Source organism: Streptomyces sp. NPDC058464 (assembly GCF_042721035.1).
In the GTDB taxonomy this organism is placed as follows: domain Bacteria; phylum Actinomycetota; class Actinomycetes; order Streptomycetales; family Streptomycetaceae; genus Streptomyces.
The window spans coordinates 64649-87695 of record NZ_JBHXMA010000003.1 but is presented as its reverse complement, the minus strand read 5'-3'; the positions used below and the strand labels follow the sequence as shown (position 1 = coordinate 87695).

The following is a 23047-nucleotide window of genomic DNA, read 5'->3' as shown; positions in this document are numbered from 1 at the left end:
GGTCGGGGACTGTGGGGCAGGCGCCGTCACGGGGGGTCTGGGGGGATACCCCCCAGACAACCAGCCCGTACGCCTTTGTACGGGACGTCTGTTGAGGTGTGGCTCAGACCATCAGCGAGCGGTCCGTGGGGCGGATCGGGGCCGGGAGGTCGCTCGCCCCGGTGAGGAAGCGGTCGACGCCCTTGGCGGCCGAGCGGCCCTCGGCGATCGCCCAGACGATCAGGGACTGGCCGCGGCCCGCGTCACCGGCGACGAAGACGCCGGGGACGTTGGTCTGGAAGTCGGCGTCGCGGGCGACGTTGCCGCGCTCGTCGAGTTCGAGACCGAACTGCTCGACCACGCCGTTGACCCGGTCGGTGCCGGTGAAGCCCATGGCCAGGGTGACCAGCTGGGCCGGGATCTTCCGCTCGGTGCCCGGCTTCGGGGTCAGCCTGCCCTCGACGAACTCCACCTCGGTGAGGTGCAGCCACTGGACGTTGCCGTCCTCGTCGCCCTCGAAGTGGGTGGTGGAGACGGAGTAGACCCGCTCGCCGCCCTCCTCGTGCGCCGAGGTGACCTTGTAGAGCATCGGGAAGGTCGGCCACGGCTGGTTCGGCGCGCGGTCCTCGCCCGGACGGGGCATGATCTCCAGCTGCGTGACGGAGGCCGCGCCCTGGCGGTGGGCGGTGCCCACGCAGTCCGCGCCGGTGTCGCCGCCGCCGATCACGACCACGTGCTTGCCCTCGGCCGAGATGGGGGACACGACGTAGTCGCCCTCCTGGACCTTGTTGGCCAGGGGCAGGTACTCCATCGCCTGGTAGACGCCCTTGAGCTCGCGGCCGGGGACCGGGAGGTCGCGGGCGGTCGTCGCACCGGCGGCGATGACGACCGCGTCGTACCGCTTCTTCAGGTCGGTCGCCTTGAGGTCGACGCCGATCTCGATGCCGGTACGGAAGCGGGTGCCCTCCGCGCGCATCTGCTCGATGCGGCGGTTGATGTGCCGCTTCTCCATCTTGAACTCGGGGATGCCGTAGCGGAGCAGGCCGCCGACGCGGTCGGCGCGCTCGTAGACGGCGACGGTGTGGCCGGCCCGGGTCAGCTGCTGGGCGGCGGCCAGGCCCGCGGGGCCCGAGCCGATGACGGCGACGGTCTTGCCGGACAGGCGCTCGGGGGCCTGCGGCGCGACGGTCCCGACCTCCCACGCCTTGTCGATGATGGAGACCTCGACGTTCTTGATGGTGACGGCAGGCTGGTTGATGCCGAGCACGCACGCCGACTCGCACGGGGCCGGGCACAGGCGGCCCGTGAACTCCGGGAAGTTGTTCGTGGCGTGCAGGCGCTCCGACGCCGCCGTCCAGTCCTCGCGGTAGGCGAAGTCGTTCCACTCGGGGATCAGGTTCCCGAGCGGACAGCCGTTGTGGCAGAACGGGATGCCGCAGTCCATGCACCGGCTGGCCTGCTTGCTGATGATCGGCAGCAGCGAACCCGGGACGTAGACCTCGTTCCAGTCCTTGACGCGCTCGGTGACGGGACGGGTCTTGGCGACCTCACGGCCGTGGTTCAGGAAGCCCTTCGGGTCAGCCATTGATCGCCGCCTCCATCATCTTCTCGTGGGTCTCGGTCTCGGAGAGACCGGCTCGCTCGGCGGCGTCCTTGGCGGCGAGCACTGCCTTGTACGTGCTGGGGATGATCTTGCTGAACCGCTGGACGGCGTCGTCCCAGTCGGCGAGCAGCTTCTCGGCGACCGTGGAGCCGGTCTCCTCGGCGTGGCGGCGCACGACGTCGTGCAGCCACTGCCGGTCGCTGTCGTCGAGGGCCTCGACGGCGCTGACATTGCCCACGTTGACGTTGTCGACGTTCAGGTCGATCACGTACGCGACGCCACCGGACATGCCGGCCGCGAAGTTGCGGCCCGTCTCGCCGAGGACCACCGCCCGGCCGCCGGTCATGTACTCGCAGCCGTGGTCGCCCACGCCCTCCGAGACCACCAGCGCACCGGAGTTACGGACGCAGAATCGTTCACCCGTACGACCGCGCAGGAACAGTTCGCCACCGGTCGCGCCGTAGGCGATGGTGTTGCCCGCGATGGTGGAGTACTCGGCGAGGTGGTCGGCCGCACGGTCCGGGCGGACGATGACACGGCCGCCGGAGAGGCCCTTGCCGACGTAGTCGTTGGCGTCGCCCTCCAGGCGGAGGGTGACACCGCGCGGCAGGAAGGCGCCGAAGGACTGGCCGGCCGAGCCGGTGAAGGTGATGTCGATGGTGTCGTCGGGCAGGCCCGCGCCGCCGAACTTCTTCGTCACCTCGTGGCCGAGCATGGTGCCGACCGTGCGGTTGATGTTGCGGACCTTGATCTGGGCGCGCACCGGCTGGGCGTCGGTGGCGCTGGAGGCGGCCAGGGCGTCCGAGGCGAGCTTGATCAGCTCGTTGTCCAGGGCCTTCTCCAGGCCGTGGTCCTGCGCGACCGTCTGGTGCAGCGCCGCGCCCTCGGGCAGTTCGGGCACGTGGAAGAGCGGGGCCAGGTCCAGGCCCTGCGCCTTCCAGTGGTTGACGGCGCGGGTGACGTCGAGCGTCTCCGCGTGGCCGACGGCCTCCTCGATGGAGCGGAAGCCCAGCTCGGCGAGGATCTCGCGGACCTCCTCGGCGATGAACTTGAAGAAGTTCACCACGTACTCGGCCTTGCCGGAGAAGCGGTCGCGCAGCACCGGGTTCTGGGTGGCGACGCCGACCGGGCAGGTGTCGAGGTGGCAGACGCGCATCATGATGCAGCCGGAGACGACGAGCGGCGCGGTCGCGAAACCGAACTCCTCGGCGCCGAGCAGCGCGGCGATGACGACGTCACGGCCGGTCTTCAGCTGGCCGTCGGTCTGCACGACGATGCGGTCGCGCAGGCCGTTGAGCAGCAGGGTCTGCTGGGTCTCGGCGAGGCCGAGCTCCCAGGGGCCGCCCGCGTGCTTGAGCGAGGTCAGCGGGGAGGCGCCCGTACCGCCGTCGTGGCCGGAGATGAGCACGACGTCCGCGTGGGCCTTGGACACACCGGCCGCGACCGTGCCGACGCCGACCTCCGAGACCAGCTTGACGTGAATCCGCGCCTGCGGGTTCGCGTTCTTCAGGTCGTGGATCAGCTGGGCCAGGTCCTCGATGGAGTAGATGTCGTGGTGCGGCGGCGGGGAGATCAGGCCGACACCCGGGGTGGAGTGCCGGGTCTTGGCGACCCACGGGTAGACCTTGTGGCCGGGCAGCTGGCCGCCCTCGCCGGGCTTGGCGCCCTGGGCCATCTTGATCTGGATGTCGTCGGCGTTGACCAGGTACTCCGAGGTCACGCCGAAGCGGCCGGAGGCGACCTGCTTGATGGCGCTGCGCCGCGCCGGGTCGTACAGGCGGTCCGGGTCCTCGCCGCCCTCACCGGTGTTGGACTTGCCGCCCAGCTGGTTCATGGCGATGGCGAGGGTCTCGTGGGCCTCGCGCGAGATGGAGCCGTAGGACATGGCACCGGTCGAGAACCGCTTGACGATCTCGGAGACCGGCTCGACCTCGTCGACGGAGATCGACGGACGGTCGCTCTTGAAGCCGAAGAGGCCGCGGAGCGTCATCAGCCGCTCGGACTGCTCGTTCACGCGGTCCGTGTACTTCTTGAAGATGTCGTAGCGGTTCGCGCGCGTCGAGTGCTGGAGGCGGAAGACCGTCTCCGGGTCGAACAGGTGCGGCTCGCCCTCGCGGCGCCACTGGTACTCGCCGCCTATGTCGAGGGCGCGGTGCGCCGGGGCGATGCCGGAGGCCGGGTAGGCCTTGGCGTGGCGGGCGGCGACCTCCTTGGCGATGACGTCGATGCCGACGCCGCCGATCTTGGAGGCGGTGCCGTTGAAGTACTTGTCGACGAAGCCGGCTTCGAGACCGACGGCCTCGAAGACCTGGGCGCCGCGGTAGGAGGCGACGGTCGAGATGCCCATCTTGGACATGACCTTGAGGACGCCCTTGCCGAGGGCGTAGATCAGGTTGCGGATGGCCTGCTCGGACTCCATGCCCGGCAGGAAGGTGCCCGCGCGGGTCAGGTCCTCGACGGACTCCATCGCCAGGTACGGGTTGACGGCGGCGGCGCCGAAGCCGATCAGCAGCGCGACGTGGTGGACCTCGCGGACGTCACCGGCCTCGACCAGCAGGCCCACCTGGGTGCGCTGCTTGGTGCGGATGAGGTGGTGGTGGACGGCCGCGGTGAGCAGCAGCGACGGGATCGGCGCGTGCTCGGCGTCCGAGTGCCGGTCCGACAGGACGATCAGGCGGGCGCCGTTCTCGATGGCCGCGTCGGCCTCGGCGCAGATCTCCTCGATCCGCGCGGCCAGGGAGTCGCCGCCGCCGGAGACCCGGTACAGGCCGGACAGGGTCGCGGCCTTGAAGCCGGGCATGTCGCCGTCGGCGTTGATGTGGATGAGCTTGGCCAGCTCGTCGTTGTCGATCACCGGGAAGGGCAGCACGACCGAGCGGCAGGAGGCGGCCGTCGGGTCGAGCAGGTTGCCCGAGGGACCGAGGGAGCTGCGCAGCGACGTGACGAGCTCTTCGCGGATCGCGTCCAGCGGCGGGTTGGTGACCTGCGCGAAGAGCTGGGTGAAGTAGTCGAAGAGCAGGCGCGGGCGCTCGCTCAGCGCGGCGATGGGCGAGTCGGTGCCCATGGAGCCGATCGGCTCGGCGCCGGCCTTGGCCATCGGGGCGAGGATGACGCGCAGTTCTTCCTCGGTGTAGCCGAAGGTCTGCTGGCGGCGGGTGACCGAGGCGTGGGTGTGGACGATGTGCTCGCGCTCGGGCAGGTCGCCCAGCTCGATCTCGCCGGCCTCCAGCCACTCCGCGTACGGCTGCGCCGCGGCGAGGCCGGCCTTGATCTCGTCGTCCTCGATGATGCGGTGCTCGACGGTGTCGACGAGGAACATCTTGCCGGGCTGCAGCCGGCCCTTGCGGACGACCCTGGACGGGTCGATGTCGAGGACGCCGACCTCGGAGCCGAGGACGACCAGGCCCTCGTCGGTGACCCAGTAGCGGCCGGGACGCAGACCGTTGCGGTCGAGAACGGCGCCGACCTGGGAGCCGTCGGTGAAGGTGACGCAGGCGGGGCCGTCCCAGGGCTCCATCATCGTGGAGTGGAAGCCGTAGAAGGCGCGGCGGGCCGCGTCCATGGAGTCGTGGTTCTCCCACGCCTCCGGGATCATCATCAGCACGGAGTGCGGCAGCGAACGCCCGCCCAGGTGCAGGAGCTCCAGCACCTCGTCGAAGGACGCCGAGTCGGAGGCGTCGGGCGTACAGATCGGGAAGACGCGGTCCAGCTTCTCCTGCGGCCCGAACAGGTCGGAGACCAGCTGGGACTCGCGGGCGACCATCCAGTTCCGGTTGCCCTTGACGGTGTTGATCTCACCGTTGTGGGCGACGAAGCGGTAGGGGTGCGCGAGGGGCCACGACGGGAAGGTGTTCGTGGAGAACCGGGAGTGCACGAGCGCGATCGCGGATGCGAAGCGGCGGTCGGACAGGTCCGGGAAGAAGGGCTCCAGCTGGCCGGTGGTCAGCATGCCCTTGTAGACGATGGTCCGCGCGGACAGCGACGGGAAGTAGACGTCGACCTCGCGCTCGGCGCGCTTGCGCAGCACGAACGCCTTGCGGTCCAGCGCGATGCCCTCGCTGGCGCCGTCGGTGACGAAGACCTGCCGGAAGACCGGCATGGTGGAGCGGGCGGTGGCGCCGAGCAGCTGCGGGGCGACCGGAACCTCGCGCCAGCCGAGGACGGTGAGGCCCTCCTCGTCCGCGATCGTCTCGATCCGCGAGACGGCGTCCTGGGTGCCGTCCTCCGGGAGGAAGGCGATGCCGACGGCGTAAGAACCGGCTGCCGGCAGCTCGAATTCGGCCACCTCGCGGAAGAAGGCGTCGGGCACCTGGGAGAGCAGGCCCGCGCCGTCACCGGAGTCGGGCTCGGAGCCGGTCGCGCCGCGGTGCTCAAGGTTGCGCAGAACCGTGAGCGCCTGCTCGACCAGCGCATGGCTCGCCTCGCCGGTGAGGGTGGCCACGAAGCCGACGCCACAGGCGTCGCGCTCGTTGCGGGGGTCGTACATACCCTGCGCAGCAGGGCGAGCATCCATGAACGACCAGTTTCGGCCGTTCGTGGAGTGCTGGGACGGCTGGCGCGGCGTACGCATCGGCTCTCCCGTCGTCGTCAGTGGCGTATAGCAGGTGCCGAGGGACGACGCTGGCCCTCTGCGTTTTTGTTGCGAAATTTCACGCAGGTTACATGATGGAGCGGTTCTCGGGAACTGGATACACCGTTCCAACATGCGGACGCCGTAGGGGTTTACGGCGAGGTACCGCTCAAAGCGGTGAAGGTGGTGGGGGACCGATCCGGACAGATCCGTGTCCATCGGTCCGCAGGGGCGGGGGTGAGCGTCGCGCCACCCCACAGGTGCATGGCAGGCCTCATTGCCTGCGGCGCTTACGGCTCATGCCCAGTGGTTAAGCATTCGAAACCAGCGAGTAACGGGTACTTATGCGGCCCAACGCATAGCTACCAGTCGCCTTATCCTACGGCCGACCCGATCAGGGTGCCCAGGGCGTACGTCACACCGGCCGCCGCGCCGCCCAGCGCGAGCTGCCGCAGACCGCTGAACCACCAGCTCCGCGCGGTCACCTTGGCCACCACGGCACCGCACCCGAACAGCCCGGCGAGCGCCAGCAGCAGGGCGGGCCAGAGCGCGGTCGCGCCGAGCAGGAACGGCAGCACGGGCAGCAGCGCGCCCAGCGCGAACGAGCCGAAGGACGAGACGGCGGCGACCAGCGGCGAGGGCAGGTCACCGGGGTCGATCCCGAGTTCCTCGCGGGCGTGTATCTCCAGCGCCTGCTCGGGGTCGGCGGACAGCTGCCGGGCGACCTCCCGGGCCAGCTCCGGCTCGACACCCCGCGCCTCGTACAGCGCGGCCAGCTCGGCCTCCTCGTCCTGCGGGTGCCTGCGCAGCTCCCCGCGCTCCACGTCCAGCTCGGCCTCGACGAGCTCGCGCTGCGAGGCGACGGAGGTGTACTCGCCGGCGGCCATCGAGAAGGCACCGGCGGCCAGCCCGGCGAGCCCGGTGATGACGATGGTCTGATGGCCGACGGCCCCGCCGGCCACACCGGTCATCAGGGCGAGGTTGGAGACCAGCCCGTCCATGGCACCGAAGACGGCGGGCCGCAGCCAGCCCCCGTTCACATCCCGGTGGGTGTGGTTGTCACGGTGGGCTTCGTGCAGGGTCGCCCGGGTCTCGATCACGGCCATGAGGGGTCCCCCAAAAGGTCTCGCAGCGCGCCCCGAATAAGCTGAGGCAAAGCTAACTTTGGACAAGTTCTATCTTTCGACAACGCTGACAGTACGCCGGGGCATTCCTCGCCGCCAGCAAGGAAAGGCTGGGCTAACCTGCAGCTTTACCCTTCTCCGCTCACACGTGCGAGACCCTGCACAGATGTCGACCGGGTGATGTGAAGGCCCTTCAGGCTGCGGTCAACCGCCGTTGGTGGGACACATCCGCAAACGGTTCCGCGCCCCCGCGCGAAGCCCCTCCCGGAGAGGCCCGCCCATGTCATCGATCGTCTGCACCCCGCCGGTCCCCGCTCCCGGGGAGCCCGCCCCCGACCTGCGCGACCGGGCTCGGGGCGCGCTGCTGGGCCTGGCCGTGGGCGACGCGCTCGGGGCGCCGGCGGAGAACATGAAGCCCTCCGAGATCCGCGCCCGCTGGGGCCGCATCACGGGTTACGTGACCGACCACCCCGCCGGTACCGACGACACCGAGTACGCGATCTTCTCCGGCCTCCTCCTCGCCCGGCACGGCTCGGCCCTCACCCCGGCCCATGTCGAGGCGGCCTGGCACGAGTGGATCGCCGACCGCGCCGAGGGCCCCTTCAAGGGCGCGGGCTTCAGCGAGCGCGGCACCCTGGAGAACCTCCGCCGGGGACTGGCCGCCCCCATCTCCGCCCAGCACCGGCACGCCTGGAGCGACGGCCTGGCCATGCGGGCGGCCCCCTTCGGCGTCTTCGCGGCGGGCCGCCCCGCCGAGGCGGCCCGGCTCGTCGCCGTCGACGGCTCGGTGAGCCACGAGGGCGAGGGCATCTACGGCGGCCAGGCGGTGGCGGCGGGGGTCGCGGCGGCGATGGCCGGGGCCCCGCCGACGGCGGTGGTCGCGGCCGCGCTCGCCGTGGTCCCCGACGACTCCTGGACGGCCCGCTCCCTGCGCCGCGCGGTGTCGGTGGCCCACCGCGGCGAACGGGCGGTCCGCTCCGCGGTGGTCATCGGCGGCTACCCGTGGACCGACCTGGCCCCGGAGGCGGTGGCCCTGGCCTTCGGCGCGTACGCGGCGGCGGACGGCGACTTCCGGGACGCGGTGCTGACGGCGGTCAACATGGGCCGCGACGCGGACACGACAGCGGCGGTGGCCGGCGCGCTGGCGGGCGCGACACGGGGCGAGGCGTCGATCCCACCGGAGTGGGGGGCGGCGATCGGCCCGGCCCGAGGCAGCTGCCTGCCGTCGATGGCGGGACAGCATGTGCTGGAGGTGGCGGAACTGCTGACGGGGCCGACACCGGAACCGACCGAGGCACGACCTTCTGCACGGTCCCTACTGCCCACCGAGCCGCAACCCGCCACACCGTCCTTCCCGCCGGGCGGGCCGCCCCCCTCTACGCCGGCCTTTCCGCCAAGCAGGCCGCATCCCTCCGCACCAGCCTTCCTGCCGAACGAGACACCGACCGCTGCACCCGCCTTCCGAACCAGCGAGCCGCACCCCTCCGCACCGGCCTTCCTGCCTGCCGGGCCCCATCCCTCCGCCTCGGCCCTGGCCTTTCTGCCGACCGAGTCGGGTGGTGGGTGGGTGAGGTCCCGGGGGTCCAGGGGGCGGAACCCCCTGGGGGCCGGCTGCAGCGAGGGGCTCCGGTGAACCGGCGTCGTATCGAGGGGCTCCTCCTCGGCCTCGCCGCGGGCGACGCCGCCGGCTGGCCTTCCGCGCGGCACCGCGCCTCCCGCATGCCGGAATGGACCCGCCGCCTCACCCGCGAACTCGACACCTTCGCGGAACAGAACGCGACCACCACCCTCCCCGTCCCCATCGCCCTCAACCAACCCCCCGAGCCCCTCCGCCTCGGCCCCTCCGACGACGCCGAGTGGGCGGCCTTCGCCGCGGAGGCCGTCCTGCGCGCCGGCGACGACACCGCCCTCGGCGACCTCAGCCGTGAGCTCCGCACCCGCGCCGCCATCGACCTCACCTGGACCGCGGTCGCCTCCGAGGTCGCCGCCGCGGCCGACCGCGCCCCGGAGGTCGAGTCGGCCGTACTCCCCCTGCGCGCCCGTATCTCCGTCCGCGCCGGTCTCGGCAACCTCGCCGCCGGCCTCCGCCCGCCCGCCACCGGCCACGACAACCCGCACTACTTCGACGACGCCGCCTGCGTCCGCGCCTGTGCCCTCGCCGTCGCCCACCCCGGCGACCCCCAACGCGCCGCCGACCTCGCCGAGTTCGACGCCCGCTACACCCAGGACGGCGACGGCGTGCACGGCGCCCGCGCCGTGGCCGCGGCCCTCGCGCTCGCCCTCGTCGGCGCCGAGGTCGAGACCTGCGTGGCCGCGGCCCTCACCGAACTCCCCGAGTCCACCGAGATCGGCCGCAACGCCCGCCACGCCCTGACCCTCACCGGCGCCGCGGACACCGCGTTCGCCCTCGTCCCCCTCCTCGAACACCAAATCGTCGACCACGTCTACAGCTACGGCATCGCCGCCGCCGAGACCGTCCCGGTCGCCCTCGCCCTCGCCACCGCCGCGCGCGGCCGGATCGCCGAGGCCGTACCCGCAGCCGCCTGCCTCTCCCGGGTCGCCGACTCGGCCCCCGCCCTCGCCGGCGCGCTCACCGGCGCCCTCGGCGGCGCCGATGCGATCCCGCCGTCCTGGCGGGACGCCTGCCGCACCCTCTCCGGCTGTGCCCTCCCCCGGCTCACCGGCACGGACCTCGTGGAACTCGCCGAACTCCTGGAAGCCACACAACCAGCCCGTCCAGGTGGATGATTCGGTGCATGACGCCCAAAGGAGAAGAAAGCGCCGGAGCTTCGCTCGACGACCGGATCACCGGAGCACTGGTCGGGGCCGCCGTCGGCGACGCCCTCGGCGGTCCGGTCGAGGGCTACTCCCCCGACCAGATCCTCGAACGCCACGGCGGCCGCGTGCACGGCGTCGTCGGCCCCTGGAACGGCGACGACTGGCGCACCGCCCGCCCCATCGCGCCGTACCACAAGGGCGACGGGCACGTCACCGACGACACCTTGATGACCCATGCGCTGGTACGGGTGTACGACCGGGTCCGCGACCACCTCGACGCGTACGCGATCGCCGACCACCTGGTCCCCGACCTGATGACCAACCCCCGCTGGATCCCGGAACTGGAGGCGGAGACCATCCCGCTCCACCGGATCTTCCTCGCGGAGAAGTGGCTGGCGACCCGCCTCCACTACGGCCATGCCGACCCCCGGGAAGCCGGCGTCGGCAACATCGTCAACTGCGGTGCGGCGATGTACATGGCCCCGGTCGGCCTGGTCAACGCCGCACATCCGCGGGCCGCGTACGCCGAGGCGCTGGACGTGGCGGGCGCCCACCAGTCGTCGTACGGCAGGGAGGCGGCGGGCGTCTTCGCGGCGGCGGTGGCTGCGGCGACGGCGCCCGGCGCGACACCGGACTCGGTGGTGGGTGTCTGCCTGTCCCTGGCGAAGGACGGCACCCGCGAGGCGATCGAACGCGTCTGTGAAACGGCGGCACGCCACTCCGACTTCGAGTCGGCGCTCGTCCCGCTCCGCGACGCGGTCGCCCCCTACGACACGGTGGGCCCCGACTACCGGTCCCCCTCGCTCGGCGCCCGCCGCCCCTCCCGCCTGCACGCCATCGAGGAACTCCCCGTCGCCCTGGGCATGTTGCTGGTGGCCGACGGCGACTGCCGGCAGGCCGTGCTCGGTTCGGTCAACTACGGCCGGGACTGCGACTCCATCGCGACGATGGCGGGCGCGATCGCCGGCGCACTGGGCTCGCCGGTTCCGGAGGACTGGTCGAAGCGGGTCGCGGAGGCCAGCCGCCTCGATCTGTGGGAGCCGGCCCGTGTCCTCGCCGCGGTGACCCGCGAGGTCTTCGCCCTCGACCTGGAACGCCGCCGCGTCCACGAGGAGTCCTTCGCCCGTCTCGGAGGCCCGAGTTGCTCCGCCTGACCTGGGTCCAGCCGGAGGACCTGCTGGGCCATGAGCTGCGCCAGGCCCGGCAGGACGGCCGGGAGCCGTCGGCGATCGCTGCGCGCTGGCGGGCGGCGGGGGGTGCGGACGCGCCGAGCCGTGCGGGTGCGTCGCCGGACCGGGCGTCCCGCTATCTCCGCCAGCTGGCGGAGGATCTCCTCGACGAACTCGCGGACCTGCCGAGCAGGTTGAACGAGCCGACGGATCTGGCCGACATCAAGGCGCTGTGCCCGCAGTGGCCGTCGTACGGCTGCGGCCCGGTGGGGGCTGATCGCGCAGTTCCCCGCGCCCCTTACGGGGCGCTGTCCAGCCGCCCCCTTTCAGCTCCCCAGCTGCGGGCAGGCGTGCCGCAGGGCGGCACGGGTGGGCGCAGCTGCACCCTGCAAGCGCCGGTAAGCGAAACCCCCCGCCCCCGGCCCCCGCACCCCCGCACCTACCACGCCGCCTGGCTCGGCCGAGCCGTCGGCTGTCTGCTCGGCAAACCCGTCGAGAAGCTCCCCCTGCACGCCATCCGCGAACTCGCCCGCGCCACCGGCAACTGGCCCCTGAACCACTACTTCACCGCCCGCGGCGTCCCCGCCGACCTCCTCTCCGCGCACCCCTGGAACCGCCGCTCGGCCCCCACCTCCCTCGCCGAGAACATCGACGGCATGCCCGAGGACGACGACCTCAACTACCCCCTCCTCGACCTCCTCCTGCTCCAGCGCCGCACCAAGGACTTCACCACCACCGACGTCGCCGCCCTCTGGCTCGACGAACTCCCCGCCGGCCGCACCTTCACCGCCGAACGCGTCGCCTACCGCAACCTCCTCACCGGGATCGAGCCCCCGCACACCGCCCGCCACCGCAACCCCTTCCGCGAGTGGATCGGCGCCCTCATCCGGGCCGACGTGCACGGCTGGACCAACCCCGGCGACCCGGCCGCCGCGGCCGAACAGGCCCACCGCGACGCCACCCTCACCCACACGGCCAACGGCGTCTACGCGGCGATGTTCACGGCGGCCGTCATCGCCACCGCCGCCACCGGCAGCCACGACGTCCACGCCTGTCTGCGCACCGGACTCGCGGTGGTCCCACCCCACTCCCGGCTGGCCCACGCCGTCGACCACGCGATCCGGCTCGCCGAGTTCCACGACGACTTCGACACCGTCGTGGACGAACTCCACGCCACCCACTCCCCCACCCACCACTGGGTGCACGCCATTCCCAACACCGCCCTGATCGCCGCCGCCCTCACCCACGCCGACGGCGACTTCACCGGCTCCGTCTGCCGCGCGGTGAGCGGCGGTTGGGACACCGATTCCAACGGGGCGACCGCCGGCTCGGTCGCCGGTCTGCTCGCGGGCGACCCCGACGCGCTCCCCGACCGCTGGACGACCCCGCTCAAGAACCGACTCGCCACCTCCGTCGCCGGCTTCGACGGCACCGGCTTCGACACCCTCGCCCACCTCACCCACCTGGAGGCGACCCGCTCATGACCCACATCGCCGTACTAGGCAGCACGAACATGGACCTCGTCGCGTACGCCGAGAGAGCCCCGCAGCTCGGCGAGACCGTGACGGGACGGGCGTTCCGTACGATCCCCGGCGGCAAGGGCGCCAACCAGGCGATCGCCGCCGCCCGTGCCGGCGCCACCGTCTCGATGATCGGCGCGGTCGGCCACGACGTCTACGGCGCCCGGCTGCGCGAGACCCTCGAACACTCCGGCGTGGACACGGACTCGCTGCGCACGATCGAGGGCCCCTCCGGCACCGCGCACATCGTGGTGGACGACGAGGGCGGCAACGCGATCGTCGTGGTCCCCGGCGCGAACGGCACCGTCGACCACCTCGCCCCCGGCGACGAGGGCGTCATCGCCTCCGCCGACACGCTCCTGCTCCAGCTGGAGATCCCCCTCGCGGCGGTGGTGGCCGGTGCGCAGGCCGCCCGCCGGCACGGCGTCCGGACCATCCTCACCCCGTCCCCCGCCCACCCGCTCCCGTACGAACTCCTCCACAACATCGACCTGCTGGTGCCCAACGAACGAGAGGCGGCCACCCTCACCGACCGCGCCGACCCGCGCGACGCCGCGGCCGCCCTCCTCGACCGGGTACCGCAGGTCGTCGTCACGCTCGGCGCGGCCGGCAGCCTCTACCTCACCCGCGACGCCGCACCCCTCGTCGTCCCCGCGCCCCGGGTGACCGCCGTCGACTCCACGGGCGCGGGCGACACCTTCGTCGGCGCTCTAGCGGTGGCCCTGGCCGAGGAGAAACCGATCCGCGAGGCCCTGTCCTGGGCCGCCGCCGCGGCGGCGATCTCCGTACAACGGGAGGGGGCGACGGAGTCGATGCCGTACCGCCCGGAGATCGAGGCCCAGTACACCGCATGAGTACGACACCCACGACACCGACGGAACCCACGACACCGACGGAACCCACGGCACCCACGGCACCCATGGCACCCATGGCACCCACGGGCCCGGTGGCGCACCCCGGGTCCCCGCCCCCACCTCTCACCGGTCTGCGCGTCCTCGATCTCGCCACCCTCTTCGCCGGTCCGATCGCCGCCACCCTGCTCGGTGACTTCGGCGCCGAGGTCATCAAGGTCGAGCACCCCGCCAAACCCGACCCGTCCCGGGGCCACGGCCCGGCCAAACACGGCGTCGGCCTGTGGTGGAAGCTGCTCGGCCGCAACAAGCGCACCCTCACCCTCGACCTGTCCAAGCCCGGCGGCCGGGCCACCCTCCTCCGGCTCGCCGCCACCGCCGACGTGATCATCGAGAACTTCCGCCCCGGCACCCTGGAGAAATGGGACCTGGGGTGGGAGGAGCTGTCCGCCGCCAACCCGCGGCTGGTCCTGACCCGGGTCACCGCCTTCGGCCAGTTCGGCCCCTACGCCCACCGGCCCGGCTTCGGCACCCTCGCCGAGGCGATGAGCGGCTTCGCCGCGATCACTGGCGAGCCGGACGCCCCGCCGACGCTGCCCCCGTTCGGGCTCGCCGACTCCATCGCGGCGCTGGCCACCGCCTACGCCGTGATGACCGCGCTCGCGGCCCGGGACCGCACCGGCGAGGGCCAGGTCGTCGACATGGCGATCATCGAGCCGATCCTGGCCGTCCTCGGCCCCCAGCCCACCTGGTACGACCAGCTCGGCTACGTCCAGGCACGCACCGGCAACCGGTCCGCCAACAACGCCCCGCGCAACACCTACCGCACGGCGGACGGCAGCTGGGTCGCGGTGTCCACCTCGGCCCAGTCGATCGCGGAACGCGTGCTGCGGCTGGTCGGGCGCCCGGAGCTGATCGACGAACCGTGGTTCGCGACCGGTGCCGGCCGGGCCGCGCACGCCGACGTCCTCGACGCGGCCGTCGGCAACTGGGTCGCCACCCGCTCCCGTGCCGAGGTGCTGGCCGAGTTCGAGAAGGCGGAGGCGGCGGTGGCGCCCATCCAGGACGTACGGGACGTGATGGAGGACCCGCAGTACCAGGCGCTGAACACGATCACCACCGTCCCCGACCCCGAGCTGGGCCCGCTGCGCATGCAGAACGTCCTCTTCCGGCTCTCCGCCACCCCCGGCACGATCCGCTGGACCGGCCGCCCGCACGGCGCCGACACGGAGGAGGTCCTGGCCGAGCTGGGCCTGACCCCGGCCCAGGTGCGGGACCTGCGCGCGGAGGGCGCCGTATGACCAGCCTGCCGTTCCCGCTGACCTGGCTGTACGTCCCCGGCGACCGGCCGCACGTGGTCGCCAAGGCGCTGGCCTCCGGAACCGACGTGGTGGTGATCGACCTGGAGGACGCGGTCGCCCCCGACCGCAAGGACTACGCCCGCGACGCCACCGCCGACCTCCTCGCCCACCCCCAGCCGGTCCCGGTCCACGTCCGGATCAACGCCCTGGACACGCCGTGGGCCCAGACCGACCTCAAGGCCCTCCTCTCGCTCCCCGGCCTGGCCGGACTCCGCCTCCCGAAAGTCACGAGCCCGGAAGACATCCGCCGGCTCGCGGCCCGGACCGCCGCCCTCCCCCTCTACGCCCTGCTCGAATCGGCCCTCGGCATCGAACACGCCTACGCGATCGCCGCCGCCCACCCCGCCCTGCGGGGCATCTCCCTGGGCGAGGCGGACCTACGGGCCGACCTGGGCGTACGGGACGACATCGGCCTCGACTGGTCCCGGTCCCGGATCGTGGTCGCCGCACGGGCCGCGGGCCTCGCCCCGCCGCCCCAGTCGGTCCACCCCGACACCCGCGACCTCAACGGCCTCGCCGCCTCCTGCGCCCACGGCCGCGCCCTGGGCTTCCTGGGCCGCGCCGCCATCCACCCCCGGCAGCTCCCGATCATCGAGCGGGCCTACCTCCCCACGGAGGCCGAACTGGAACAGGCGGAGACGGTCGTCAAGGCAGCCACCACGGAACAGGGCGCCCAGGCCCTCCCCGACGGCAGCTTCATCGACGCGGCGGTGGTGGCCGCGGCCCGCAGAACCCTGTCCCTCACGAACCGCCGCTGACCTCTCCACCGGCACTCTCCCTCCTTCATTCCGCCGCAATGGCGAGACCCACGACGGCGTTGTCCGGCGGTGCCGGACCCGGCGCAACCCGCCGGTCCGGACACGAAGAGGGCGCCCGGCTCGACCCCGGGCGCCCTCTTCGTCGTACAGCAGCAGGTCAGCAGCTCAGCTCTTCTTGCTCCCCGACCCGGCCTCGTCCTTGACCTCGTCCTTGGCCTCGTCCTTGGCCTCGTCCTTGGCCTCGTCCTTGGCCTCAGCCTCGTCCTGATCCTTGGCCTCGTCGTCGGCGTCATCCTCGGCTTCGGCTTCGGCCTCGTCGCCGGAGGCCTCCGTGGCCTTCGCCTCAACGGCCTCACTCACACCGTCGGCCGCACCGTCGGAGACACCCTCACCGTCGGAGACGCCCGGCTCGACCACCGTCTCCCGGCCCGGCCGCTTCTTCGCGGAGAGCACCATGTACAGCACCGCGAGCAGGAACACGATCATCGCGGTCCAGTCGTTGAGCCGCAGACCGAGGATGTGGTGGGCGTCGTCGACGCGCATGTACTCGATCCAGCCGCGGCCCACGCAGTACGCGGCGACGTACAGGGCGAAGGCGCGGCCGTGGCCGAGCTTGAAGCGGCGGTCGGCCCAGATGACCAGGAAGCCGACGCCGATGCACCACAGCGACTCGTAGAGGAAGGTCGGGTGGTAGTAGCCCGGGATCCGGCCGCCCTCGGAGGAGGTGATGTGCAGGGCCCACGGAACGTGGGTCTCACGGCCGTACAGCTCCTGGTTGAACCAGTTGCCCCAGCGGCCGATCGCCTGGGCGAAGGCGATGCCGGGGGCGATGGCGTCGGCGTAGGCGGGCAGCGGGATGCCCCGGCGCCGGCAACCGATCCACGCGCCCACCGCACCGAGCGCGATCGCGCCCCAGATGCCGAGGCCGCCCTGCCAGACCTTGAACGCGTCGACCCAGTCGCGGCCCGAGCTGAAGTACAGCTCGTAGTCCGTGATCACGTGGTAGAGGCGCCCGCCGACGAGGCCGAACGGTACGGCCCAGACCGCGATGTCGGCCACGGTGCCGGCCCGCCCGCCCCGGGCGATCCAGCGCTTGTTGCCGAGCCAGACGGCTACGAAGACACCGATGATGATGCAGAACGCGTAGCCGCGCAGCGGGATGGGTCCGAGGTGGATCACTCCGCGCGACGGGCTGGGAATGTAGGCAAGTTCTTCCATGGCAGGGTCGACGCTACCGTGCCGGACCGGGCCGACGGCAACCAGCCCGGCTACGGCTCCATAACGGGGACGTGAGAAACGCTTACCCCCGCCTACTGCTTGTTCGCGTCCTCGACCAGCTGCTTCAGCTTGTCCGGGGTCATGGTCTGGTCCTCGTAGATGTTCTTGCCGCCGAGCAGGACGGTCGGGGTGCCGTTGAACTTGCCCGCCTGGAAGGCCTGGTTGGACTTCACGACCCAGGAGTTGTGCGTACCGTCCTTGACGCACTTCTGGAACGCCGGCGTGTTCAGCCCTTCGACCTTGCCGGCCAGCTCGATCAGCTTGTCGTTGCCGGCGAACGCGTCGTCGGTCTCCTTCGGCTGGTTCTCGTACAGCACGTCGTGGAAGTCGCGGAACTTCCCGGCGTCCTGGGCGCAGGCCGCCGCGTTGGCCGCGTTCCGGGAGCCGCTGCCGCCGAGGTTGCCGTCGATCAGCGTGACCAGGTGGTACTCGATCCTGAGCTTGCCGGCGTCGACCAGCTCGTGGAGCATCGGGCGGTACGCCGTCTCGAAGGCCTGGCAGGCCGGGCAGCGGAAGTCCTCCCAGACGGTGAGCGTCGCCTTGGCGTCGTCCTTGCCGACCGGGATCGCGAGGCTGTCCTTGCCCTGCGCGCCGGAGGGCGCCACGACCGGGCCCGAGCTCGCGCTGCCCTTGTCCTTGCCCGCGTTCGCGGCGACCACGCCGATCACCGCCGCCAGGCCCAGGACGCAGACGACGCTCGCGCCCACGATCAGCGTGCGCCGCCGCTTGTCCGCGGCCCGCTGCTTCTCGCGCTCGGCCGCCAGCCGCTCACGGGCCATCCGCTTTCCGTCACGATTCTTCTCGCTCACACCCCCAGAACGAACCGGGGAGGCGCAGCGCGCCTCCCCGGTCCCAGGTCCACCCGTTCGAGTGACCGAATGTTCTGTTGTGTCCGGCGGTACCCCGGAGGGCCTACCCGCTGCTGGGCTACGCCTGTCCGCGCACGCCCTTCGCCAGGTCCCCGGCGAGCTCGCGGACGGCCGCCACGCCGGCCGCGTGGTCCGGTGCGTCCAGCATCCGCTTCACGAAGGCCGAACCGACGATCACACCGTCGGCGAAGCCCGCGACCTGGGCGGCCTGGGCCGCGTCGGAGACGCCGAGGCCGACGCAGACGGGGAGCGCGGTGCCGGTGGCGCGGGTGCGCTCGACCAGGTCCTGGGCCTGTGCCCCCACCGATTCACGCGTACCGGTGACGCCCATCAGGGAGGCCGCGTAGACGAAGCCGCTGCCCGCCGCGGTGATCTGCGCGAGCCGCTCGTCCTTGCTGCTCGGCGCCACCACGAAGACCGTCGCGAGACCGTGCTTCTCGGCGTGCTCCCTCCAGAGCGCCGACTCCTGGACCGGCAGGTCCGGCAGGATGCAGCCCGCGCCGCCCGCCTCGGCGAGCTCCGCGGTGAAGCGCTCGACGCCGTAGCGGTCGATGGGGTTCCAGTACGTCATGACGAGGATCGGCCTGCCGGTGGCCTCGTAGGCCTCCTTGACCGTGCGCATGACGTCCGCGATCTTCACGCCGCCACGCAGGGCGATGTCGTCGGCGGTCTGGATGACCGGGCCGTCGAGGACCGGGTCGCTGTGCGGCAGCCCGACCTCGACGACGTCCGCGCCGCCGTCGAGCACGGCCTTGATCGCCTCGATGCCGCCGTCCACGGTCGGGAACCCGGCCGGGAGGTAGGCGATGAGCGCGGCGCGGCCCTCGGCCTTGGCCACGGCGAGGGTGTCGTTCAGCAGCTGAATGTTCCCGCTCACTTGGCGTCCCCCTCGATCTCGGCGGTGTCGGCGGCGTTGGCCGCGACCTCGGCGTCGGCGTCGGCGTCGTACAGGCCGAAGTAGCGCGCGGCGGTGTCCATGTCCTTGTCGCCGCGGCCGGACAGGTTGACCACGATCAGCCCGTCCTTGCCGAGCTCCCGGCCGACCTCCAGGGCGCCCGCGAGGGCGTGGGCGCTCTCGATGGCCGGGATGATGCCCTCGGTGCGGGAGAGCAGGCGCAGGGCCTGCATGGCCGCGTCGTCGGTGACCGCTCGGTACTCGCCGCGGCCGGAGTCCTTGAGGTAGGAGTGCTCCGGGCCGATGCCCGGGTAGTCCAGACCGGCGGAGATCGAGTACGGCTCGGTGATCTGGCCCTCGTCGTCCTGGAGGACGTACGACCGGGAGCCGTGCAGGATGCCGGGCTCGCCGGCGGTGAGGGTGGCCGCGTGCTCGCCGGTCTCGATGCCGTGCCCCGCGGGCTCGCAGCCGATCAGGCGGACGTCCTCGTCGGGGATGAAGGCGTGGAAGAGGCCGATGGCGTTGGAGCCGCCGCCGACGCAGGCGATCGCGGCGTCGGGGAGCCGGCCGGCCCGCTCCAGGATCTGGCGGCGTGCCTCGACGCCGATGACCCGGTGGAAGTCGCGGACCATCGCCGGGAAGGGGTGCGGTCCCGCGACCGTGCCGAACAGGTAGTGGGTGTGGTCGACGTTGGCCACCCAGTCGCGGAACGCCTCGTTGATGGCGTCCTTGAGCGTGCGGCTGCCGGACTTCACGGCGATGACCTCGGCGCCGAGGATGCGCATCCGGGCCACGTTGAGGGCCTGGCGCCGGGTGTCGATCTCGCCCATGTAGATGGTGCAGTCGAGGCCGAACAGCGCGCAGGCGGTGGCCGTCGCCACGCCGTGCTGGCCGGCGCCGGTCTCCGCGATCACGCGGGTCTTGCCCATGCGCTTGGTGAGCAGGGCCTGGCCGAGCACGTTGTTGATCTTGTGCGAGCCGGTGTGGTTCAGGTCCTCGCGCTTGAGGAAGATCCGGGCGCCGCCCGCGTGCTCCGCGAAACGGGACACCTCGGTGAGGGAGCTGGGGCGGCCGGTGTAGTTGACCATCAGGTCGTCGAGTTCACGGGCGAACTCGGGGTCGTGCTTGGCCTTGTCGTACTCGACGGCGACCTCGTCCACGGCGGCGACGAGGGCCTCCGGGATGAACTTGCCGCCGAAGGCGCCGAAGTAGCCTTCGGGGCTGGGTACCTGACCCTCCGGGTCAGGGAAGAAGTAGTCGCTGGGCATGCGGAAACCTCACGGTGAGTGCGTGTGAAAAGACACTATTCGCCGTGGGACGTCGGGGTTGTCTGTCGGCTGCGCGCCGTCAGTGGCTTGTCGCGCTCGCGCGGCGGTAGCCGCAAATCAAGTACAGCCCCGCGCCCCTCACGGGGCGCTGCCATCGACGGCCGTTGACCTGCCCGGGTTCGTCACCGATGACATAACGCACTCGGCGGCCGTGGATTCGGCGCGCCGGGGCACGGCAACCGCGGGGACGGCAGCCGCGCGCCAGGCGGGCGTACCGGTCCACTGCTGTCGTCACCGTGAGAGTCATCGGCGTCAGCCTACCGGGTGATCAGCCGCGGCCGTGCCGCAAAGCCGGGTGTTCACCCGCCGCCACCAGGTCGGCCACCGCCGACTTGGGGTCGCGGCCCGTCACCAGGGACTCGCCGACCAGGACCGCGTCGGCGCCCGCGTTGGCGTACGCGATCAGGTCGTGCGGGCCGCGGACGCCGGACTCGGCGACCTTGACGATGTGGTCGGGGATCTCCGGGGCAACCCGCTCGAAGGTGGAGCGGTCGACCTCCAGGGTCTTCAGGTTGCGCGCGTTGACGCCGATCACCTTGGCGCCCGCGTCCACCGCGCGCTCGACCTCGTCCTCGTCGTGGACCTCGACGAGCGGGGTGAGACCGATGGACTCGGCGCGCTCGATCAGCGACTCCAGGGCCGGCTGGTCGAGGGCGGCGACGATCAGCAGCGCGAGGTCGGCACCGTACGCACGGGCCTCCCACAGCTGGTACGACGTGACGATGAAGTCCTTGCGCAGCACCGGGATGTCCACCCGGGCCCGGACCGCCTCCAGGTCGGCCAGCGAACCGCCGAAGCGGCGCTGCTCGGTCAGGACCGAGATGACGGCCGCGCCGCCCGCCTCGTAGTCCGCGGCGAGCCCGGCCGGGTCGGCGATCGCGGCCAGCGCGCCCTTGGACGGGCTGGAGCGCTTGACCTCGCAGATGACCTTGACGCCCTCACCGCGCAGCGCGGCCACGCCGTCCTTGGCGGCCCGTGCCTTCGCCGCGCGCTCCTTGAGCTCGTCGAGGCTGACGCGCGCCTGCCGCTCCGCGAGGTCGGCACGGACTCCGTCGATGATCTCGTCGAGCACACTCACGCGAGCGGTCCCCTTCCGGTTCCGGACGGTTCTTCCAGTCGGGTCAAAACCCATGGTCATATCGATGGTATCCGCAGGACGGCACAGGCCTCGCATCCGGTTGACGCCCTGTCCCACTACCTGGACGTTCGCCAGTTGATCAAGGATGCAACCAGCCACCGAAGGGCAGGTTCCGGACAACGGTGAAGACCAGCAGCAACGCGCCGAGGCTCCACATCGCCACCGGCCTGAGCTCGATCCGGGCAGGTCGGCCGCGTGCCGCGCGCACCACCCAGACGGTCCACACCACGGCGAAGGCCAGATAGGCGATCACACCCGCCGCGTTGTCCCGCAGTGCGCCCAGGAAGTCGCCGTGGACGAACGCGTGCGCGCTGCGCAGACCCCCGCAGCCGGGGCAGTACAGGCCGGTGAGCCGGTAGAGCGGGCAGACCGGGTAGTGGCCGGGCTGGTTGGGGTCGACGGTACCGACGTAGGCGAAGGCCCCGACGACGGCGCCCAGCACGGAGACGGGCACGGTCAGCCGGCCCCGAAGGGAGGCCGTCACCGGTGGTACGGCTGCGCTGTGGCTGTCGGCGTTCACGCCTCGCATTGTGCCCCGTCACGGTCGGCACACGCGCGCGAGGGGCGCCCCGGACCTTGGTCCGGGGCGCCCCTCGAAGAACGCGGGAGATCAGCTCTCGGCGCCGACCGGCTCCCGGGTCGCGACCGGGGCACTGTGGGAGGTCACCAGCGGGGCCGGTGCCGGCATGCCGAGACCCATGGCACGCATGATGCCGCCCACCACACCGCCGAGGACCACGATCGCCATACCGGCCCAGAAACCCACCGGCTGCGCCATCACCATGAAGGCACCCGCGACGCAGAAACCGATGAAGGCGATGGTGACGCCGGTCCAGGCGGCCGGGGTGTGACCGTGGCTGTTGCCCGCCATGACTTGCTCCTCGTTGCTCGTACGTGTCCTTCCGGACGCTCACTCCCGATTGTCCCGCACGCACCTGGGTGCGCGGGGCTGGGGGTGGCCCATCACACGCGTCTGATACGCCACATCGTTGTTGATCGCCCCGAAGTCTTGGGCGCCCCGAAGGGGCGCTGGGGGTACCCCCGGCCGAAGGCTGGGGGAGGAACCGCGCGACCAGCCCCCACGGCGCCGCAGACGCACGACGCGCCCGACCGCCCCCTCCTCGGCGCCCCCGGCGAAGCGTCACGCTCCGGTGGGGTCCTCCCCCCGGTCCAGCGCCTTCCAGATGTCCTCGGGCCGGTCGGGATCCACCGGCTTCGGCGCCCGGCGCGGCCGCTCCGCCCCCGTGCCGCGTTCGTAGCGGCCGGACATGGCGGGCCACAGCCGGCCGTAGCGCAGCGCCAGCAGCCCGGCGACCAGGATGAGCACACCACCTGCCGCGGCGACGTACGGCCAGCCGGTGTGGCTGAGGGCGTCGACCGTGGCGGACGTGTCGCCGCTGGCCTCGGCGGCCTTCTCGTCGAGCGCGGAGCCGTCGGAGGCGCCCAGCAGGGCCGCGGCGGCGATGCCGGCGCCGGAGAGCGCGAGCAGCCCGGAGACCAGGAAGCGGCCGGCCTTGCGGACGGCGAAGACGGCGACTAGCGCGGCGAGGCCCACTATGGCGAGGGCCGCGGGGACGCCCGTGACATCGCTGCCCCTGGCGGTCAGCGGGAAGTCGCCACCGGCCACCGTGGCGGTGCCTTCCGCCCAGCGCTGCCGGCTGGACAGCAGGGCCACGGCCGCGCCCAGCGCGCCGAACAGCAGCGCGACGGCGAGGCTGCGGCGGCCGGACCCGGTGGGTTCGCCGGCTTCGGAACGGGGGTGAGGAACAGCAGTCACGTAGTCCACTATCGCTTGAACCCCGGGCGAACGGTCACCCGGGGTCGGG

Annotated in this window: 19 protein-coding genes; 7 read left to right on the top strand and 12 right to left on the bottom strand. The window is 72.1% G+C overall.

Going from position 1 to position 23047, the window contains the following annotated elements; translation table 11 throughout:
* Positions 1-103 precede the first annotated feature (103 nt).
* The 3 genes from ACFWPQ_RS05495 to ACFWPQ_RS05485 all read right to left on the bottom strand — a co-directional run bounded on the left by ACFWPQ_RS05495 (position 104) and on the right by ACFWPQ_RS05485 (position 7258).
* Positions 104-1564 carry a glutamate synthase subunit beta gene (locus ACFWPQ_RS05495; RefSeq protein WP_384030225.1) on the bottom strand — a complete coding sequence of 487 codons (1461 nt, stop codon included), beginning with the start codon at positions 1562-1564 and terminating at the stop codon, positions 104-106.
* The gene (gene gltB, locus ACFWPQ_RS05490) at positions 1557-6095 is read right to left on the bottom strand and encodes a glutamate synthase large subunit (protein ID WP_384030223.1); all 4539 of its coding nucleotides are present in this window, start codon (positions 6093-6095) and stop codon (positions 1557-1559) included. Before gltB ends, ACFWPQ_RS05495 begins: the two co-directional genes overlap by 8 nt.
* Positions 6096-6526: 431 nt before the next feature.
* Positions 6527-7258, bottom strand: a complete 732-nt coding sequence (locus tag ACFWPQ_RS05485) for a VIT1/CCC1 transporter family protein (RefSeq protein WP_384030221.1) — start codon at positions 7256-7258, stop codon at positions 6527-6529.
* A 298-nt stretch (positions 7259-7556) separates the two neighbouring features.
* On the opposite strand from ACFWPQ_RS05485, the gene ACFWPQ_RS05480 reads away from it, so the two are divergent.
* The 7 genes from ACFWPQ_RS05480 (at position 7557) to ACFWPQ_RS05450 (ending at position 15713) form a co-directional block, all read left to right on the top strand.
* A complete protein-coding gene (locus tag ACFWPQ_RS05480) occupies positions 7557-8909 on the top strand; it encodes an ADP-ribosylglycohydrolase family protein (protein WP_384030219.1) in 1353 nt (450 codons plus the stop codon).
* Complete coding sequence (locus ACFWPQ_RS05475; RefSeq protein WP_384030217.1) at positions 8906-10024, top strand: ADP-ribosylglycohydrolase family protein; 1119 nt, start codon at positions 8906-8908, stop codon at positions 10022-10024. Before ACFWPQ_RS05480 ends, ACFWPQ_RS05475 begins: the two co-directional genes overlap by 4 nt.
* 8 nt (positions 10025-10032) lie before the next feature.
* Entirely contained in the window at positions 10033-11208 is a 1176-nt protein-coding gene (locus ACFWPQ_RS05470; protein WP_384030215.1) for an ADP-ribosylglycohydrolase family protein, read from the top strand.
* Complete coding sequence (locus ACFWPQ_RS05465; RefSeq protein WP_384030213.1) at positions 11196-12707, top strand: ADP-ribosylglycohydrolase family protein; 1512 nt, start codon at positions 11196-11198, stop codon at positions 12705-12707. The genes ACFWPQ_RS05470 and ACFWPQ_RS05465 overlap by 13 nt, the downstream gene beginning before the upstream one ends.
* Complete coding sequence (gene rbsK / locus ACFWPQ_RS05460) at positions 12704-13597, top strand: ribokinase (RefSeq protein ID WP_384030210.1); 894 nt, start codon at positions 12704-12706, stop codon at positions 13595-13597. The genes ACFWPQ_RS05465 and rbsK overlap by 4 nt, the downstream gene beginning before the upstream one ends.
* Positions 13598-13671: 74 nt before the next feature.
* On the top strand, positions 13672-14895 hold the full coding sequence (locus tag ACFWPQ_RS05455; RefSeq protein ID WP_384030208.1) for a CaiB/BaiF CoA transferase family protein: 1224 nt from the start codon (positions 13672-13674) through the stop codon (positions 14893-14895).
* Positions 14892-15713 (top strand): HpcH/HpaI aldolase/citrate lyase family protein, encoded by an 822-nt coding sequence (locus tag ACFWPQ_RS05450; RefSeq protein ID WP_384030206.1) that lies wholly within the window; start codon positions 14892-14894, stop codon positions 15711-15713. Before ACFWPQ_RS05455 ends, ACFWPQ_RS05450 begins: the two co-directional genes overlap by 4 nt.
* Before the next feature lie 165 nt (positions 15714-15878).
* Here ACFWPQ_RS05450 and lgt read toward each other — a convergent pair whose 3' ends face one another.
* From lgt to ACFWPQ_RS05405, 9 genes are all read right to left on the bottom strand, one after another.
* Complete coding sequence (lgt, locus tag ACFWPQ_RS05445) at positions 15879-16931, bottom strand: prolipoprotein diacylglyceryl transferase (RefSeq protein ID WP_384030204.1); 1053 nt, start codon at positions 16929-16931, stop codon at positions 15879-15881.
* 92 nt (positions 16932-17023) lie between these two features.
* Positions 17024-17800, bottom strand: coding sequence for a DsbA family protein (locus ACFWPQ_RS05440; protein WP_384030202.1), 777 nt, complete (start codon positions 17798-17800; stop codon positions 17024-17026).
* A 118-nt stretch (positions 17801-17918) separates the two neighbouring features.
* Entirely contained in the window at positions 17919-18737 is an 819-nt protein-coding gene (gene trpA, locus ACFWPQ_RS05435) for a tryptophan synthase subunit alpha (protein WP_384030200.1), read from the bottom strand.
* Positions 18734-20023, bottom strand: a complete 1290-nt coding sequence (gene trpB / locus ACFWPQ_RS05430; protein ID WP_384030198.1) for a tryptophan synthase subunit beta — start codon at positions 20021-20023, stop codon at positions 18734-18736. The genes trpA and trpB overlap by 4 nt, the downstream gene beginning before the upstream one ends.
* A gap of 79 nt (positions 20024-20102) precedes the next feature.
* Complete coding sequence (gene trpM, locus ACFWPQ_RS05425) at positions 20103-20330, bottom strand: tryptophan biosynthesis modulator TrpM (RefSeq protein WP_384030196.1); 228 nt, start codon at positions 20328-20330, stop codon at positions 20103-20105.
* Between the two features lie 21 nt (positions 20331-20351).
* Positions 20352-21161 (bottom strand): indole-3-glycerol phosphate synthase TrpC, encoded by an 810-nt coding sequence (trpC, locus tag ACFWPQ_RS05420; RefSeq protein WP_383706889.1) that lies wholly within the window; start codon positions 21159-21161, stop codon positions 20352-20354.
* A gap of 139 nt (positions 21162-21300) precedes the next feature.
* Complete coding sequence (locus ACFWPQ_RS05415; protein ID WP_384030194.1) at positions 21301-21750, bottom strand: DUF2752 domain-containing protein; 450 nt, start codon at positions 21748-21750, stop codon at positions 21301-21303.
* An 81-nt stretch (positions 21751-21831) separates the two neighbouring features.
* The gene (locus tag ACFWPQ_RS05410; RefSeq protein ID WP_384030192.1) at positions 21832-22092 is read right to left on the bottom strand and encodes an HGxxPAAW family protein; all 261 of its coding nucleotides are present in this window, start codon (positions 22090-22092) and stop codon (positions 21832-21834) included.
* A gap of 270 nt (positions 22093-22362) precedes the next feature.
* The gene (locus ACFWPQ_RS05405; RefSeq protein WP_384030190.1) at positions 22363-23007 is read right to left on the bottom strand and encodes a TIGR02234 family membrane protein; all 645 of its coding nucleotides are present in this window, start codon (positions 23005-23007) and stop codon (positions 22363-22365) included.
* Positions 23008-23047 lie beyond the last annotated feature (40 nt).

Coding starts and splice junctions, on each gene's coding strand:
- ACFWPQ_RS05495 (WP_384030225.1), bottom strand. CDS start 1,564: ATGGCTGACCCGAAGGGCTTCCTGAACCACGGCCGTGAGGTCGCCAAG.
- gltB (WP_384030223.1), bottom strand. CDS start 6,095: ATGGATGCTCGCCCTGCTGCGCAGGGTATGTACGACCCCCGCAACGAG.
- ACFWPQ_RS05485 (WP_384030221.1), bottom strand. CDS start 7,258: ATGGCCGTGATCGAGACCCGGGCGACCCTGCACGAAGCCCACCGTGAC.
- ACFWPQ_RS05480 (WP_384030219.1), top strand. CDS start 7,557: ATGTCATCGATCGTCTGCACCCCGCCGGTCCCCGCTCCCGGGGAGCCC.
- ACFWPQ_RS05470 (WP_384030215.1), top strand. CDS start 10,033: ATGACGCCCAAAGGAGAAGAAAGCGCCGGAGCTTCGCTCGACGACCGG.
- rbsK (WP_384030210.1), top strand. CDS start 12,704: ATGACCCACATCGCCGTACTAGGCAGCACGAACATGGACCTCGTCGCG.
- ACFWPQ_RS05455 (WP_384030208.1), top strand. CDS start 13,672: ATGGCACCCACGGGCCCGGTGGCGCACCCCGGGTCCCCGCCCCCACCT.
- ACFWPQ_RS05450 (WP_384030206.1), top strand. CDS start 14,892: ATGACCAGCCTGCCGTTCCCGCTGACCTGGCTGTACGTCCCCGGCGAC.
- lgt (WP_384030204.1), bottom strand. CDS start 16,931: ATGGAAGAACTTGCCTACATTCCCAGCCCGTCGCGCGGAGTGATCCAC.
- trpB (WP_384030198.1), bottom strand. CDS start 20,023: ATGCCCAGCGACTACTTCTTCCCTGACCCGGAGGGTCAGGTACCCAGC.
- trpM (WP_384030196.1), bottom strand. CDS start 20,330: ATGACTCTCACGGTGACGACAGCAGTGGACCGGTACGCCCGCCTGGCG.
- ACFWPQ_RS05415 (WP_384030194.1), bottom strand. CDS start 21,750: ATGCGAGGCGTGAACGCCGACAGCCACAGCGCAGCCGTACCACCGGTG.
- ACFWPQ_RS05410 (WP_384030192.1), bottom strand. CDS start 22,092: ATGGCGGGCAACAGCCACGGTCACACCCCGGCCGCCTGGACCGGCGTC.